We start from the raw sequence: 12,826 nt of genomic DNA, 5'->3' as shown, positions 1-12,826 counted from the left end.
CATTCGTTCAGACGCGCGGCATTGCCTGTAAAAGAACTGGAAATCAGCGCGAGCGACGTCTGTCGTCGGAGTCCGCACGGCGCTGTTCGACGGGTCTGAGCATGGGCTCGTCGCGCCACGCGTCATGCCGGTTGCGCGCGATCTCGGCTGCTTGCCACGACGCAAGCGCGAGACAGCCGAACACGACTTCGCGCATCCGCTTGACGAGCGCCAGCGAGAACGCTGTCTGCTCGTCGACGCCGAAGAGCCGCGCGAGCAACACGACGACGGCCTCCTGCACGCCCAACCCCGAAGGCACGAAAAACGCGGCGTGGCGCGCTGCCTGCGTGAGCGCCTCGACGGCGATCGCGCCGCCAATCGACACAGGATGCCCGAGCATCCACAGCGCCAGATACACCTCCGACGCGCCGATCAGATACCCGGCAAACTGCCAGGCAAACGCACGCAGCAAAAGGAACGGCTCGCACAGCAGCGTATCGATCGCGGCATCGAGCTGCGCGCCGCCGATGCGCTCGACGCCCCAGTGCGCGCTCATCGGTAAACGCGCAGACCAGCGCTCGATCTTGTGGAAGAGCCCGCCTCGCCGCAGCAGCACGAACACGACGACGGGCAGCGGCAACGACAGCAACAGCGCCGCGCCGATCGTGAACAGCAGATCGTCGTGCCCTGTCTGCGCGACGATCATCACGAGCCCGAGCGCGGCGAACACATACTGCACGGCCATCGTCACCAGCACTTCGACGATCACCGATCCCGCGACCACGCTCGTCTCGTCGACCTTCCAGCGCGCGAGCCGCACGCCGACGAACTCGCCGCCGATGCTCGCCACGGGCAACAGGCGGCTCACGGCCTCGCGCACCGTCGCGACCCACCACAAATACGGCAGCGACGCGCGCTTGCGAAGCAGCAGCCACCACGCCTGCGCGTCGAGCAGCAACGGCAGCGCGTGCAGCGGCACGAGCCACAGCAGCGCGAAGCCCGCCGCGCCGATCGCGTGCAGCACGTCGTTCATGCCGCCGTGCAGCGCGAGTGCGATCAGCATCGCGATGCCGGCAGGCAATCCCAGCCATTTGAGCCACTTCATCATCGATAAACGCTTTGTCACATGTATGCGCGTTGTGCGAACACATCCGCAAAACCGCCCGTGATCGCGCCGCTCGCCGCGAGCGCCGAGGCGACACGCTCGGACACCAGCGCGTCGAACTCGTCGGTATGCCGGTAGGTCTGCATCGTGGGCGTAATGGCGCCGACGCCAGCCACTGCGGGATGACAGTAAATCTCGCCGACACCTTGCGGCAGCCGCGCGAGCGCGGCGAGCAGCGCCGCTTCGTCGAGTTTTCCCGTCTGCGACAAACCGATCACGTAGTCGTTGTGCGCGATCCCTGCATTATCCAACTGCTTGCGCACGCGAGCCATCCACGGTCGGATCCACGCGGGCGAGCCCGGTTCGTACGGCAGACGCATTGCGTTCAGGCCATATTCGCTGCCCACTTCGATGATCAGCGCGAGAACGGTAGGATGCAGATGAAAGTGCTTGTGCGTATTCACGTGATCGAGCGCGAGACCCGTGCGCGCGAACGCCTGAAACTGCGCGCGGATCTCCGCCCTCAACTGACGGCGCACTTCGGGCAGCAGGAAAAAACGGAAGCCGTCGCGCACCATCCTGTCGCCGAGCCGTCCATGCCGGTCGACGAGCGCGGGAACGAGATGCGTGGCGAGCATCGGCACGCCGTCGGCCAGCACGAGATGCAGGCCGACGCGCAAGCTCGGATACTGCCGCGCGCGGTGCACGGCATCCGCCGTGGCCGGCGCGGACACCATCAGGCTCGCCGAGGTCAGGATGCCATGCAGATGCGCGCGCTCGACGGCCTCGTTGATGCGTACGTGCAGGCCGAAGTCGTCGGCGGTGACGATCAGTGCCCGTCGCGGTATGGCCTTCGTTTGCGTGACACGTTGCGTCATGCCTCATGAGCCCGCAGGAAGCGGAAAAATTCGACGCCTTCGCGCAGACGGCGCTTCATCATCTCCCAGCTCACCAGCATTTCGCGCACGATTTCCCAGATCTTCGACGGCCGGAAATAGAACTGCCGGTAGAACTGTTCGAGGTGGTGATAGATCTCTTCGCGCGACAGATGCGGATAGCCGATCGCCGCCAGCTGCACGCCTTCCTTGCTGACGAGATTGATCACCTTGTTCTCTTCAAGCCAGCCGTTGTCGACAGCCTGCTTGTAGAGCGTCGTGCCCGGATAAGGCGCGGCGAGCGACACCTGGATGGTGTGCGGATTGATGTCCTTCGCGTACTCGATGGTCTTCGCGATCGTCTCTTTCGTTTCGCCCGGCAGGCCGAGAATGAACGTGCCGTGAATCTTGATGCCGAGCTTGCGGCAGTCTTCGGAAAATCGCCGCGCGATATCCGTGCGCAAGCCCTTCTTGATGTTCAGCAGGATCTGGTCGTCGCCCGATTCATAGCCGACCAGCAGCAGACGCAGCCCGTTTTCCTTCATGATCTTGAGCGTCGCGTACGGCACGTTCGCCTTCGCATTGCACGACCACGTCACGCCGAGCTTGCCGAGACCGCGCGCGATTTCCTCAACGCGTGGCTTGAAGTCGGTGAAGGTGTCGTCGTCGAACATGATCTCCTTCACTTCGGGCATGTTGTCGCGAATCCACTTCACTTCTTCGAGCACGTTCTCGACGGAACGCGTGCGATAGCGATGCCCGCCCACCGTCTGCGGCCACAGGCAGAACGTGCAGCGCGAACGGCAGCCGCGTCCCGTGTAGATCGATACATACGGATGCTTCAGATAGCCGATGAAATAGTTGTCGATCTTCAGATCGCGCTTGTAAACGGGCGCGACGAACGGCAGCTCGTCCATGTTTTCGAGGATCGGGCGCGCTTCGTTATGTTCGATCGAACCGTCGGCGGCGCGATAGCTCAAGCCCTTGATCTGCGCGAACGGCACGCCTTCGGCGATTTCCTTGCACGTGAAGTCGAATTCCTCGCGACAGACGAAGTCGATCGCATCGCTCGCCGTAAGCGAGTTATGCGGATCGACGGCGACCTTCGCGCCGACCATGCCGACCAGCACCTTCGGCGCGCGCGCTTTCAGCTGCTCGGCGAAGAGCGCGTCCGTCGGAAACGATGGCGTGCTCGTGTGGATCACGACCACTTCATATTCCTGCGCGATGGCGAGCGATGCGTCGACGGACAAACCGTCAGCGGGCGCATCGAGCACACGGCTGTCGGGCACCAGCGCAGCGGGCTGCGCGAGCCACGTCGGATACCAGAACGAGCGGATCTCGCGCTTGGCCTGATAACGCGACCCCGCGCCGCCGTCGAAGCCGTCATACGACGGCGCCTGCAAAAATAACGTCTTCTTCATCTTCGCTTTCCACGAGTTTTTGATTGAGCCGAGCGCTTCCGGTTACAGCTTCCGGATACATCGGGCGCTCAGCGGCCGTCGGATACTTCAAGTGCCTTGACCGGCTCGTGCCGGAAAACCGTTGCCGGGCTGTCGGCATCCTCGACGGGTATGCGCACGCCGCGCCACACCACCGTCGAACCGAACGACCCCGCCATCCATTGTGCAAACAGAAACGCATCGCGCACGGGCATCAACGCGAGATCGCGCCGGAACAGGGTGCGCCCGCCGCTCGTCATCGCATGCAGGATGACACGCGCGGCCACGCCCGTCGCGGCAGCAGCCACGAGCGCGATGGACACGGCGGGATGCACGGCCATGCCGCGCAACGCGAAGGCGAGCCACGCGCCGCACACGATCCACGGCAGCGTGATCGTCACGAACAGAAACGCGAAGCCCACGCGATTCACCGAGCGGATCGTGCGTAACCAGCGTGTCTCGCGATCCCATAGCGCGGCCAGCGTACTTTCCGTCACGTCCGTTTCGACGACCACGGGCGACAGCACCGTGTTCAGTCCCAGTTCGCGAACGTGTTCGGCGAGCCAGAAGTCGTCGGCGAGCGTGTTGTTCAGCCGTTCGAAGCCGCCCATGCGTTCGAGCGTCGCGCGCCGCAGCGCGAGCGTTGCGCCGAAGCCGAAGCGCGTGGAACCGAACGTATGCGCAATTCGTACCGACGGCACGAACCATTCGTTGATGAACTGTGCGCCCACGCGCGACCAGAAACCCGCAATGCCTTTCGCGCGATACAAACACGTGACGATGCCCGCCTGCGGATCGGCGAGCGGCGCGCATACGCGTTCCAGATAGTCGCGCTCGACGGCGATGTCGCTGTCGGCGAGCACGAACACGCCATGCCGCGCCCAGTGCGCGAGATTGATCAGGTTGCTCACCTTCAGGTTGGTGCCGTGAATGCGCGGATCGACCACGAGCGAAATCCGGCAATGCGGATAGGCGGCCTGCAACCGATGCACGACCGCGATGGCGGGATCGTCCGAACGCGACACGCCGCAGATCACTTCGAAGCATGGATGCGTCTGCTCGCAGAACGTCGCGAGGTTTTCGAAGAGCCGCGGCTCGGCGCCGCATAGCGGCTTGAGCACGCTGACGGGCGTCGGCGCGGCGCTCCGCTCGCCCGCGGCGGCACGCACCGTCGACACGCGCGACGCGATCACGGCCACGACGGCATAGAGCGCGGCGCCGAATGCCAGCGCCATCGGCAGCCAGTAGATGTGCAGCAACGCGTCCTGCATGGTTTCGATTGCTCCGGCTGAAAACCTGAAGGCTGTGCGTCCCGTCGACGTCGCAGCCACGTACTCACAAGCGGCGGCGACTGTTACCAACCCGTCGCATGGACGGGAACGTAAGGCATGCCGGTGAAATGCAGATGAAGGATGACGAGCGGTCGCGCCGGACAGAACGCGGATACGCATACGGCATCGCGTCGTGGTCCGATAAAACGCGCGTGATGCCGCTTCACGGCCGCGCGAAACGCGACGCTGGCCGCATGACGTGTAATGAGAACGGCAGCCACCAGCAATGCGCCTGTCAGCACGCGGAACGTCGTCGTCTCGAACAGCGTCTCGGGAAACTTGCAGATGAAGAGCAGGCTGACGACGAATACGTCGATCGTCGTGGCGGCCACGGAGGCCGTCACGATGTGCGCGCGAATCATTTGAACGGTGGTTTGCTTCATCTCCCGACCAGCCTCACATGGTGCGCAGCCGTCGGTGTGCGTACTCCACCAGGATGAAGTCAGCGTGACGGTGCGACGGATTTCAACGTGTCCACATTCGCTGGATACGACGCACCGATGGTAGCGAGGCGATTCTGAAGAGAATATTAAGCCGCTAAAACAAGGGTTTTTTCAGCTTGCTTGCATCAGATTGCTGATGACTTACGGAAGCATCCGTTGCAATACACCGTCTTTCAGCACGACGCGATGAAACACGGCAGCGCATACATGCAGCACGATCAGCGCGAGCAGTACCCAGGCGAGAACGCTGTGCACGTCGCCGAGTGCATGGCCCGTCGGTGAGCCGGACTGCGTGAGATCGGGATACCGAACGATGCCGAACAGTTTCACCGCCCAGCCGCGCGACGACGCATTCGCCCAGCCTGCCAGCGGCACGGCGACGAGCAGCGCGTACAGCAGCGCATGCGTGAAGTGCGACATCAGCGTGAGCGCGCGTGAAAGCTCGGCGGGTTGCGGCGTATGTGTCGCGCGCCACACGATGCGGCACGCGACGGCGGCGACGATCGCTGCGCCGACGCCGAGGTGCCAGGCAATCAGCCCGTTGGGCAAGGTGTCGCGATGCACATCGGGCATCGTCCAGCCGATCACGAACTGCGCGACGACGAGCAGCGCGATCAGCCAGTGCAAGAGGCGCGCGATGCCGTCGTAGGCGGGGCGTCGGGCAAGGGTGTTCTGGTTCATGTTCGATCCCGGTGAGAGTGGCGCCGCGTGAAAAGCCTGGAATGAGCCCCGCAAAAAAAGCGCGCAGGACGCGGCGATGCTAACGGGGCAAACCTGAAGACAAGCTTAACGCCCCCGGAATGGCGGAAAGCGCATATACATATGCGGTAACCGCGCTAGACTGCCAGTCGATACGATATGCTCAGACCAGTCAGATAACGACACCATGCGCATTCTTCTCGTTGAAGACGATGACCTGATCGGCAGCGGACTGGAAGTCGCGCTTCGCAACGCGGGCTTTACCGTCGACTGGGCGCGCGACGGTCAGCATGCGGAACTGGCGCTCGCGACCACGCACTATCTGCTCGTCATTCTCGATCTCGGCTTGCCGAAACTGTCCGGCATGGATCTGCTGAAGTCGCTGCGGCTGCGCGGCAACGACATTCCCGTGCTCGTGCTCACCGCGAAGGACACGGCCGCCGACAAGGTGCGCGGCCTCGACGCGGGCGCCGACGACTATCTCGGCAAGCCGTTCGACCTCGCCGAACTCGTCTCGCGCTGCCGCGCGCTGATCCGCCGCTCGCAGGGCCGCAGTGCTGAACTGATCGCGTGGCGCGGCCTCACCGTCGATCCCGTCGCGCAGACCGTGTCGAAAGACGGCGCGCGCGTGCCCCTCACCGCGCGGGAATGGGCCGTGCTGATCCATCTGCTCACGCATGCTGGGGTGCCGCAGCCGCGCGCGCGCATCGAGGAAAGCCTGTACGGCTGGCATGAAGAAGTCGAGAGCAATGCCATCGAAGTGCATGTGTCGAACCTGCGCAAGAAGCTCGGCGGCGACGTGATCCGCACCGTGCGCGGCTTCGGCTACGTCGTGGACAAGACATGACCATGCCGCGTCCGAGGCCGACGTCGATCCGCCGCCGGCTGATGGGGCTGATCCTCGTCAGCGTGGGCGCGGTGTGGGCGGTGATGTTCGCGTGGAGCTTCAGCAACGCGACGCGCGAAGTCGACGCATGGGACGACGCGCGCCTGATCCAGCTCGCGCATCTGCTGATCCAGCTCGACGGCGCCAATCTCGCGAAGCTCGCCGCCGCAGGCATCGACGTGCGCAACGAGTACACGCGCGCGTCGCCCGCCGTCGACGACGACTCCGATGCGCAACCCCGCTATGCGCTGTTCGAAGTGCGCGATTCGGCAGGTCAGGTGGTGGGCGCGAGCGCCGGCATCGCGGCGCTGCGTCACTCCGCGAATCCGGGCGAAACGGCGGAAAGCGTGCACACCCTGACCGTGGACGGCCAGCCGTGGCGGGCTTACGCGCTGAACGACAGCGCGACGGGCCGCAGCGTGCGCGTGTTCGCGCCCGCCAACCAGCACAGCGACCTGACGACGGGCGTCGCCAGCCGGATCGCCCGGCCGGTGGCGCTCGCGCTGCCCGTGCTCGCGCTGCTCGTGTGGTTCAGCATCGGCCACAGCTTCCGGCCGCTGTCGACGATCTCGAAGGCCGTGCGCATGCGCGACAGCCGCAATCTCGAACCGATTCACGTCAACCCGTCGCCCGCCGAAGTCCGGCCGCTCGTCGATGCGATCAACCAGCTGCTCGCCCGTCTGCAGCAGTCGATCCTGCGCGAGCGCGCCTTCACGGCCGATGCCGCGCACGAACTGAAGACGCCGCTCGCCGCGATCAAGGTCCAGGCGCAGGTCGCGCTCGCCGCGCACGACGGCGCGCAACAGCAGCAGGCGATGCAGCGCGTGGTTCAGGGCGTCGACCGCAGTGCGCATCTCGCCGAACAGTTGCTGCTGCTCGCCCGTCTCGACGAACGCGACACGGTGACGACCGCGCGGGTCCGGCTGCACGACATCGCTGGCGAGGCGATCGCGTTCCGCGCGCCGCATGCCGAAGAGAAGTCGATGAGCGTCGTGCTCACAGGCGACACGAACGCCGAGATCTACGGCGACCGCGTGCTGGCGCGCACGCTGATCGACAACCTGCTCGACAACGCGATCAAGTACGGCGACGAAGGCGGACGCGTGCATATCAGCGTGCTCGCCGACGAGCAGACGGTCTCGCTCACGGTTTCAGACAACGGCCCCGGCGTCTCCGACGAAGAACGCCTGCGCCTCACCGACCGCTTCTTTCGGGGCGCATCGGCGACACAGAGCGGCAACGGCAGCGGACTCGGGCTGTCGATCGTCGCGCGCATCGCCGCGCATTTCAACGCGCAGATTCACATCGGCTCGGGCATCGGGCGGCGCGGCCTCGCCGTGCAGATCGCGTTTCCGCGTGTGCCGGAAGTGCGTGTGAACGAGCTGACGCTGGCGTCCTGACGCCGTCCTGACGCCGCCCTGTCGGCGCATGTCCAACACTCGTGTCAACGATGACGGGTGTATGACAACGTTGCGTGGTCCACCTTCCGATGCGGACACGCCGCGAAGCCTGTTCCGACGCCCGCTTCTCGCCCTCTCCTCACCCGCTTCTCCCGCAATGAACACATGGCACGAGATTCGCACTGTCTGGCACAAGCGCGCCGGCCGCTTATCCGATCCAACTACCATTCCGCTCAAGGAGACACATCATGAAGACGTTGACCATTCGCGACCTCAGCGCATCGACCGAACTCGACAGCAAGACGATGGCCGATATTCACGGCGGCCGTATGAAGCTGCCCGGCCAGCACAACAACGGCACCATCCTCATCTCGCCCGATGGCGAGCCGGTGGATGTGTACGTCGACGGTGTGTTGCAGAACTCGGTGACCGACGGGTTTTATCACACGCACTAAATGCGTGCGCGAGGCGAGGCGCGGTCGAACGCGTCTCGCTGCGTGCGAGCGCATCGACCCAGCGCGGTAATCCGTTACGAAGAAAAGATCAGGGAAAGAGCGGTAGCGACATCGGCATATCGACGCTCACTGCCTTGGCGCGTGCCGTCCGCGGTGCGCGGGGCTTGCGTTGGCGCATCTCGCGCTGGCGCATCGGTGCGCCGACGCGCTCCAGGCCGCGGCAGACGCGCGCAAGCGCCGTCGAAATGGAAGCCGGCTGCGTCATCAGCGACGGCAGCGATGCTTCGAGTTCCATCAGCAACATCGGCAAGGTCGGTGCCGGGGACTGCAGGGTCTTCCGTGGTCGGTTTGTCATGGACGCCTCTCTGGAACGCTGCGGGCACTGTATCACAGGCGGGCAGCCGCCCTTCCCGAACCCGGCTGTCCAGGCATCACACCTGAAAGTGCGCGTCGTCCGTCCCGGCCAGCATCGTGCCGCGACACGCCGCCGAGCCGCAGCGGCATATGTATTGACGGCGCGTTTCCTCGTCTTGCGGATCGTCGACGGCGAGGCCGTACGTGATCAGCAGTTCTTCGCCGATCTGGATATCGACGGCGGCCTCGATGAACACGCGTCCGTCGATCTCGACCGCCTCGCAATTGGCCTTGCACGCATGATTGAGCCAGCGCGCGCTATTGCCGCCGACGCTGCCGTCGATCACGCGCCCATCCGACAGACCGAACACGAACGTATGCCCGTACTCGCCGTCGCGTTCGATGCGCCGCGCGGCGCGTCGCCATGACGTCACTTCGCCTTTATATTCGATGATGCGTTCGCCCGCCGCGAGCGAGCACAGCGCAAACACACCTTTGCCGTGAATCGGCGACCGCCTGACGGATAAACGACGCATGGCCTGCTTTCGAAGAGGATGGATCGATTCAGTATAGGGCGCGAAAAAAATGCGCTGTTATCGATCTGCGTATGTTGATCCTCTTCTGTGAATCTAAATCGTGACGACGCGCTAACCGTTGCGTCTCACGACCGCGAAACTCACCGCGACGGCGCCGCGTGCGCCCGCATTGCGCGGTTCGAACGACGGCATGCCTGCACGCGATTCGTGCGCGAGCCGCGCATACAGATCGGGGCGCCGCGTGTCGAGCCAGCGGTGCGCGGGACTGGTGCCGAGCAGCGCCGGATCGAGTTCCGCCGAGATCGTCTCGTCGCCACCCGCGCGCTGCGCGACGACCTGTCCGCACGGATCGACGATTGCGCCTTCGCCGTGTTCGCAATAGACGACGAACAGGCCGTTATCGAGCGCGCGCGCCGGCAGCGCGCGGCGCATCCACGCGTCTGTTTCATGGGAAGCGTGCGGCGCGACCAGCAAGCCTGCGCCGAGCAGCGCGGCCATTCGCGCGTTCTCGACCGGATAGTTGTCGCCGCCGACCAGCACGGCCAGCCGCCAGCCTCCGCGCATCTCGAACACCGTGAAGCGGTCGCCGCTAGCGAGATGCGGCTGCCCGTCCGCGTGCAACTTGCGATGCACGTGCCGCTTGCCGCCCGGCAGACAGACGACGTAGCTGCTGTACAGCGCGCCGTCCGCGGCACGCTCGATCAGGCCGACGCCCGCCGCCACGCCCGTTCGTTCGACGGCATCGGCGACAGCTTGCACATGCTCGCCGTCGACGCTCGCCGCGAGCGCTTTCATCTGCGCGCGGCGCATCGTGCGCGTCGGCGTCGACATGCCTCCGCCGATGCCGCCCGTCAGACACGCTTCGGGAAACACCGCGAGGCCGATGCGCTCGCGTGCGGCCCGCTCGATCCGCGCGACGACGCGCTCGGCATTCTGTTCGATCTCGCCGCGCTGCGCAGCGAGGGCAATCGACGCGACGCGCAGCGGCACAACAGGCAACGAAAACATGGCGACTCCTGCGATGACTTCAATGCAATGACGCCATTGGACCGCTCGCGCATCGATAAGTAAAATGAATAATCCGATCGATACGATAACCTTGAAGAATGGAAATCCGTCTGCTGCGCGCGTTCCTGACCGTGACGAATCTGCGCCATTTCGGGCGCGCCGCCGAAACCCTGCATCTGAGCCAACCCGCGCTGAGCAAGCAGATCGTCGCGCTCGAAGAGAGCCTCGGCGGACGTCTTTTCGAGCGCGGCCGTCATGGCGCGGAACTGACCGCGTTCGGCGAAGCGTTCCTGCCGGATGCCGAAGCGCTGGTGCGCGATGCCGACGACGTGCTCGCCCGCGCGCGCGAAGCGAGCAGCGGACGGCGCGGTCATCTGCGCATCGGGCTCTGTCTGTCGACGCTCACGCTCGCGCCACCTTTGATCGCCGCCTACCGCGCGGCCAATCCGCAGATCGGCGTCACGCTGAACGATCTGTCGTCGGCGGAACAGACGCGGCGCATGTTTGCCGGCAAACTCGATGTCGGATTCGTGCGCCTGCCTGCCGCCGACGGCCTGTCGGCGTTTGCCGTGATCGACGAATCGCTGGGACTTGCGCTGCCGCCGCACGCCAAGTGGAAACGCCTGCCTGCAAAGCTGGATGAATTCAACGAGTTGGGCTTCGTCGCGCTCGCGCGCAGCCGCGGGCCGGGAACGGCGGCGATGATCGATGCGTGGTGCGCGGAGCGCGGTTTCGTGCCGCGCGTGATCCAGCAGGCCGACGATATCCAGTCGGTGCTGGCCGCCGTCGCGGCAGGAGTCGGCGTCGCGTTCGTGCCGTCGCGCGCCGAACATCTGCTGCGCGACGCGAGAGTGTTGAGACTGAAGGATGCGTCCGCGCAGTGGCGCGTCGGACTCGCGTGGCAGACGGAGCGCGACGATCCTGTCGTGGCGCGCTTCGTCGACTACGTACGCGACCACTTGCGGGCCGCGGCGAAACATAAAGCGGGAACGGACGACGTTACAGCGTGAGACGCGCTTCGAGTCCGCCGCCTTCGCGGTTGCGCAACGTGAGCGTCGCGTTCATCGATTGCGCAAGCTGCTTCGCGATGGCAAGCCCCAGACCCGTGCCGCCCGTCTCACGGTTGCGCGAGTTTTCGACGCGATAGAACGGCTGGAACACGGCATCGAGCAGTTCCTGCGGAATGCCCGGACCGCGATCGAGCACGACGATCGACCAGCGCTGCGTACGTGCGTCGTCGACGGAGACTTCGACGTTCACCTCTTCGCCGCCCGAGTACTTCAGCGCGTTGTCGACCAGATTGCCGAGGATGCGCCGCAGCGCCTGCGGCCGCGTGGTCACGGCCACGCCGACACGCCCTTCGAGCGTCACGTGGTCGCCCGCATCCGCATAGTCGTTGACGATGCTTTCGATCAGCGCGTCGGGATTCACACGCACCGGTTTTTCGTCGGCGCCGTGCAGCGTGCGCGCATACGCGACGCCTTCGCGCACCAGCAGCTCCATCTCCTTCAGATCCTTTTGCAGACGTGCGCGCTCAGTCTCGTCTTCGAGCATGTCGGCGCGCAGCCGCATCCGCGTGATGGGCGTTTGCAGATCGTGCGAAATCGCCGCGAGAATCTGCAGCCGTTCGCGCATATAAATACCGATGCGCGCCTGCATCGAGTTGAACGCCTTCGACGCGCGCGCCACTTCTTCCGGGCCGTCTTCGGGCAGCGCGGCAGGTGTGAGATCGGGGCCGAGCGTGTCGGCGGCACGCGCGAGACGTTCGAGCGGCCGCGTCGCGAGGCGCACGGCGAGCCACGCGCAGCCCGCCAGCAGCGCGAGTTGCGCGACCAGCACGAGAGGGAGCCACGGCGACAGCGGAATGCCGTGCATCGGATGCATGTCGATGGTGAGCGGCGTGCCGTCGCTCAGCGTCAGATGTACTTCGAGATGCTCGCCCTCGCCCGGCACGGCATTGGCCGTCACCTTGTATTTCGAGCCGATGTCCTTCGCGATCGACGCGCCGATTTCCTGCGACAGCTTCGCGTCCGGCGGCATGCCGCTCGTGCCCGGACCGAGCTCGAAGCGATAGCTGCGCCGCCCGAGCTTCGGCAGCCATTCCTCGCGTTCGGCGGGCGTCAGACGGTCGAGCAGCGCGACGGAACTCGTCACTTCCTGGCCGATGTAACCGACCATCACGTGCATGGTCGCTTCGTTGCGCTCGGTCATCGTGAGCCAGAACGACAGCGTCTGCGCGGCGAGCAGCCCCGCGACGAAGATCAGCGACAGCCGCATGAACAGCGTGCGCGGCCGCCACAGGCCGCTCATCGG

14 protein-coding genes are annotated in these 12,826 nt (G+C 65.1%); 4 read left to right on the top strand and 10 right to left on the bottom strand.

Annotated features, from left to right (window positions below; translation table 11 throughout):
* Nucleotides 1-43: 43 nt before the first annotated feature.
* From QEN71_RS21490 to QEN71_RS21465, 6 genes are all read right to left on the bottom strand, one after another.
* Nucleotides 44-1,087, bottom strand: coding sequence for a lysylphosphatidylglycerol synthase domain-containing protein (locus QEN71_RS21490; RefSeq protein ID WP_201660481.1), 1,044 nt, complete (start codon nt 1,085-1,087; stop codon nt 44-46).
* Between the two features lie 14 nt (nt 1,088-1,101).
* Nucleotides 1,102-1,962, bottom strand: a complete 861-nt coding sequence (hpnK, locus tag QEN71_RS21485) for a hopanoid biosynthesis-associated protein HpnK (protein WP_201660484.1) — start codon at nt 1,960-1,962, stop codon at nt 1,102-1,104.
* Nucleotides 1,959-3,383 carry a hopanoid biosynthesis associated radical SAM protein HpnJ gene (gene hpnJ / locus QEN71_RS21480; RefSeq protein WP_201660488.1) on the bottom strand — a complete coding sequence of 475 codons (1,425 nt, stop codon included), beginning with the start codon at nt 3,381-3,383 and terminating at the stop codon, nt 1,959-1,961. The genes hpnK and hpnJ overlap by 4 nt, the downstream gene beginning before the upstream one ends.
* Nucleotides 3,384-3,451: 68 nt before the next feature.
* Nucleotides 3,452-4,672: a bacteriohopanetetrol glucosamine biosynthesis glycosyltransferase HpnI gene (gene hpnI / locus QEN71_RS21475; protein WP_201660491.1), complete on the bottom strand. Its 1,221-nt coding sequence runs from the start codon at nt 4,670-4,672 to the stop codon at nt 3,452-3,454.
* 83 nt (nt 4,673-4,755) lie between these two features.
* On the bottom strand, nt 4,756-5,115 hold the full coding sequence (locus tag QEN71_RS21470) for a hypothetical protein (protein ID WP_201660494.1): 360 nt from the start codon (nt 5,113-5,115) through the stop codon (nt 4,756-4,758).
* Between the two features lie 201 nt (nt 5,116-5,316).
* Nucleotides 5,317-5,856 carry a cytochrome b gene (locus tag QEN71_RS21465; RefSeq protein WP_201660497.1) on the bottom strand — a complete coding sequence of 180 codons (540 nt, stop codon included), beginning with the start codon at nt 5,854-5,856 and terminating at the stop codon, nt 5,317-5,319.
* A 205-nt stretch (nt 5,857-6,061) separates the two neighbouring features.
* Here QEN71_RS21465 and QEN71_RS21460 point away from each other — a divergent pair, with 205 nt between their 5' ends.
* The 3 genes from QEN71_RS21460 (at nt 6,062) to QEN71_RS21450 (ending at nt 8,615) form a co-directional block, all read left to right on the top strand.
* Complete coding sequence (locus QEN71_RS21460; protein WP_201660500.1) at nt 6,062-6,721, top strand: response regulator; 660 nt, start codon at nt 6,062-6,064, stop codon at nt 6,719-6,721.
* Nucleotides 6,722-6,723: 2 nt separating this feature from the next.
* The gene (locus QEN71_RS21455; RefSeq protein WP_201660581.1) at nt 6,724-8,160 is read left to right on the top strand and encodes an ATP-binding protein; all 1,437 of its coding nucleotides are present in this window, start codon (nt 6,724-6,726) and stop codon (nt 8,158-8,160) included.
* A 248-nt stretch (nt 8,161-8,408) separates the two neighbouring features.
* Complete coding sequence (locus QEN71_RS21450) at nt 8,409-8,615, top strand: hypothetical protein (protein WP_201660503.1); 207 nt, start codon at nt 8,409-8,411, stop codon at nt 8,613-8,615.
* Nucleotides 8,616-8,703: 88 nt separating this feature from the next.
* On the opposite strand, the gene QEN71_RS21445 is transcribed toward QEN71_RS21450, so the two are convergent.
* From QEN71_RS21445 to QEN71_RS21435, 3 genes are all read right to left on the bottom strand, one after another.
* A complete protein-coding gene (locus tag QEN71_RS21445) occupies nt 8,704-8,970 on the bottom strand; it encodes a hypothetical protein (protein ID WP_201660505.1) in 267 nt (88 codons plus the stop codon).
* 76 nt (nt 8,971-9,046) lie between these two features.
* Nucleotides 9,047-9,505 carry an SET domain-containing protein gene (locus QEN71_RS21440; RefSeq protein WP_201660508.1) on the bottom strand — a complete coding sequence of 153 codons (459 nt, stop codon included), beginning with the start codon at nt 9,503-9,505 and terminating at the stop codon, nt 9,047-9,049.
* A 111-nt stretch (nt 9,506-9,616) separates the two neighbouring features.
* The gene (locus tag QEN71_RS21435) at nt 9,617-10,513 is read right to left on the bottom strand and encodes a nitrilase-related carbon-nitrogen hydrolase (protein WP_201660510.1); all 897 of its coding nucleotides are present in this window, start codon (nt 10,511-10,513) and stop codon (nt 9,617-9,619) included.
* A gap of 98 nt (nt 10,514-10,611) precedes the next feature.
* Here QEN71_RS21435 and QEN71_RS21430 point away from each other — a divergent pair, with 98 nt between their 5' ends.
* The gene (locus QEN71_RS21430; RefSeq protein WP_201660513.1) at nt 10,612-11,523 is read left to right on the top strand and encodes a LysR family transcriptional regulator; all 912 of its coding nucleotides are present in this window, start codon (nt 10,612-10,614) and stop codon (nt 11,521-11,523) included.
* Here QEN71_RS21430 and QEN71_RS21425 read toward each other — a convergent pair.
* A complete protein-coding gene (locus tag QEN71_RS21425; RefSeq protein ID WP_201660516.1) occupies nt 11,513-12,823 on the bottom strand; it encodes a sensor histidine kinase in 1,311 nt (436 codons plus the stop codon). The two genes, QEN71_RS21430 and QEN71_RS21425, sit on opposite strands and share 11 nt — an antisense overlap.
* Between the last annotated feature and the right edge of the window lie 3 nt (nt 12,824-12,826).

The sequence above is a fragment of the Paraburkholderia sabiae genome (assembly GCF_030412785.1).
Lineage (GTDB): Bacteria > Pseudomonadota > Gammaproteobacteria > Burkholderiales > Burkholderiaceae > Paraburkholderia > Paraburkholderia sabiae.
The sequence above is the reverse complement of the archived record's forward strand: the minus strand, read 5'-3'. Positions and strand labels throughout refer to the sequence as shown.

Coding starts and splice junctions, on each gene's coding strand:
- QEN71_RS21490 (WP_201660481.1), bottom strand. CDS start 1,087: ATGATGAAGTGGCTCAAATGGCTGGGATTGCCTGCCGGCATCGCGATG.
- hpnK (WP_201660484.1), bottom strand. CDS start 1,962: ATGACGCAACGTGTCACGCAAACGAAGGCCATACCGCGACGGGCACTG.
- hpnJ (WP_201660488.1), bottom strand. CDS start 3,383: ATGAAGAAGACGTTATTTTTGCAGGCGCCGTCGTATGACGGCTTCGAC.
- hpnI (WP_201660491.1), bottom strand. CDS start 4,672: ATGCAGGACGCGTTGCTGCACATCTACTGGCTGCCGATGGCGCTGGCA.
- QEN71_RS21470 (WP_201660494.1), bottom strand. CDS start 5,115: ATGAAGCAAACCACCGTTCAAATGATTCGCGCGCACATCGTGACGGCC.
- QEN71_RS21465 (WP_201660497.1), bottom strand. CDS start 5,856: ATGAACCAGAACACCCTTGCCCGACGCCCCGCCTACGACGGCATCGCG.
- QEN71_RS21460 (WP_201660500.1), top strand. CDS start 6,062: ATGCGCATTCTTCTCGTTGAAGACGATGACCTGATCGGCAGCGGACTG.
- QEN71_RS21455 (WP_201660581.1), top strand. CDS start 6,724: ATGCCGCGTCCGAGGCCGACGTCGATCCGCCGCCGGCTGATGGGGCTG.
- QEN71_RS21450 (WP_201660503.1), top strand. CDS start 8,409: ATGAAGACGTTGACCATTCGCGACCTCAGCGCATCGACCGAACTCGAC.
- QEN71_RS21445 (WP_201660505.1), bottom strand. CDS start 8,970: ATGACAAACCGACCACGGAAGACCCTGCAGTCCCCGGCACCGACCTTG.
- QEN71_RS21440 (WP_201660508.1), bottom strand. CDS start 9,505: ATGCGTCGTTTATCCGTCAGGCGGTCGCCGATTCACGGCAAAGGTGTG.
- QEN71_RS21435 (WP_201660510.1), bottom strand. CDS start 10,513: ATGTTTTCGTTGCCTGTTGTGCCGCTGCGCGTCGCGTCGATTGCCCTC.
- QEN71_RS21430 (WP_201660513.1), top strand. CDS start 10,612: ATGGAAATCCGTCTGCTGCGCGCGTTCCTGACCGTGACGAATCTGCGC.
- QEN71_RS21425 (WP_201660516.1), bottom strand. CDS start 12,823: ATGAGCGGCCTGTGGCGGCCGCGCACGCTGTTCATGCGGCTGTCGCTG.